The organism is Streptomyces sp. NPDC059224, from assembly GCF_042754285.1.
Lineage (GTDB): Bacteria > Actinomycetota > Actinomycetes > Streptomycetales > Streptomycetaceae > Streptomyces.
In genome coordinates, this window is sequence record NZ_JBHZAN010000101.1 from 1 (window position 1) to 1952 (window position 1952).

Consider the following 1952-nt stretch of genomic DNA (forward strand, 5'->3'; position numbering starts at 1 on the left):
AATGCCAGGCTCCACGTCCTTGTGGCTCTACCACCGATAAATAATCTATCGAACTTTCTTTCTTGTATTTATAACGCAACCTGTCGATAAAATTTTGAAAATCACTATAAAGTTTTTTCGTGTCCGTCATATTTTTCTTGTATGTCAAAGTTATATGTAATTCATTTGGCCGTCCTATAAAATTGTTATTTATCAAATAACGCAGCTTCTTAAAGGTTTGTCTCAAAGAATTATAATTTTCCTGCCGATTTTCCGAATGCTCGAACTCCCGGATCTCCCCAGTAGAGAGGTCTACAAACCTATCCTTGTCCAATTTTTTGATATTATTTTTCCGGTTCATCTTCTCCATATGCTGAACTTCAATGACGTGATTCATAGTGGTCACTTTTACAACATCATTTGGAGCTATGAAAACCGCGTCACCATTGCGTTTATCCATCCATTTCCCCTCAATTTTTCCTGTAATGTTTAATTAAAATCAAGTTAATAATAAAGAACCCCAAATCCGAAGTCAGTTTTTCAACAAAAATTAGCGTCCTTTTCCCAAATAGTCCCTATACAATTCCTTAATAGCAAACTCAATTACAGCATCTTTTGAAACTCTTCCAAATTCATTGTGTTTTGTAAAATGTTCGGCTAATAACTCTAGCTTTTTAAATGTTTCAACAGTAATTCGAGGTCCAATTTGTTTTTTCTCTTCCATCCAAACACACTCCTAACAAGTTGTTAACATAATTCTAACATTGGAAATAATAGAATTCAAGAACAGAAAAAAGAAGCACACTCGGAATGATATTTCGTTTCCTTTTGATTCCGAGCCTCCACCCCTTACAATCCCCAAAGGCAACCGACAAGGGAAAATTCGTCCCTTATCGGCACCTCCGGAAATTGTACAGCAAGGGGTCACTCCCAATAAAAAGACTACGACATATAAAACAGGTTTAGCTTCAGAGAAAAAGAGCATAAGGAAACTCGGTGCCACCCTAAAAAAAAGGGTGTCAAACAGGCTGTGCCTGTTGAGTTTCTATGCTCTTAGAACAGGTGCCGTTTTTGAAGCCAAAGATATAGCATAGATACCCCATAGATATAGCAGGGATATACCAAAATATCTCTAGAGATACGGGTATCTATGCTATATCTCTCTACAAGATTCCTCCACACGCTTGACGGAAATGCTTCAGCATTTTAGCACTCACTCGACAGAGTGTATAAGTGCGCCATTCGGAATTTCAAAGCTTCAAATTTCACAGAGAGTGCCCATTTATACACACCCCCTAAATCGTGGTGTGACAATGGGTTCTCGCCGGCTCGAAATCGGTTTGTCATTCTGACAAATAACCCTTCGGGAAATAAAAAAAACGGCTCCATAAAGAGGAACCGTTTTGCTTCAAAAATCACGTTTTGTGTTATACTGGAGAAACGAAATTGTGTTTTCAAAATTGTCATTTTCGACATGATAACTTTTCTCGTAGTGTGGTTTTGCCGAACCCACTACTTTTTTTATGTCTCCGAACTTCATTTCTTCCCGTTCCGGCTTAACAATCCCTTTTGATTTTCGATACATATTCATTCCGGAAGGATACATGTGCAGCCGTCCGCCTTTTAAAAATTTCTTTTCCCGACCTTCTACGATCTTTGTTTGCACCTCACAGCCCTCTGAAGCCACTTTTAAGGCTGTTTCCCTGTCTTGGACATCTTCTAGGTCTATATCAGTCAAATAAGCGCTCAAATAGGCTCCTATGTTGTCTATATCCTTTAATGACTTGATTGTTACAAATCCTAAACCCCATAGACTCCTTAATTCAGCATTTTTAATATAAATCTTATCCAAATCATTAAAGCGCATTAAAACATGACAATGCCAGGCTCCACGTCCTTGTGGCTCTACCACCGATAAATAATCTATCGAACTTTCTTTCTTGTATTTATAACGCAACCTGTCGATAAAATTT

Annotated in this window: 1 protein-coding gene and 2 pseudogenes; all 3 read right to left on the minus strand. The window is 38.0% G+C overall.

The genetic code is table 11. The features are described from left to right. Positions 1–439: pseudogene (locus tag ACFXI4_RS44600) on the minus strand (hypothetical protein); the annotation flags it as partial. A gap of 90 nt (positions 440–529) precedes the next feature. Then, positions 530–703: a hypothetical protein gene (locus ACFXI4_RS44605; RefSeq protein WP_375839303.1), complete on the minus strand. Its 174-nt coding sequence runs from the start codon at positions 701–703 to the stop codon at positions 530–532. Positions 704–1387: 684 nt separating this feature from the next. Next, positions 1388–1952, minus strand: a pseudogene (locus tag ACFXI4_RS44610) (hypothetical protein); the annotation flags it as partial.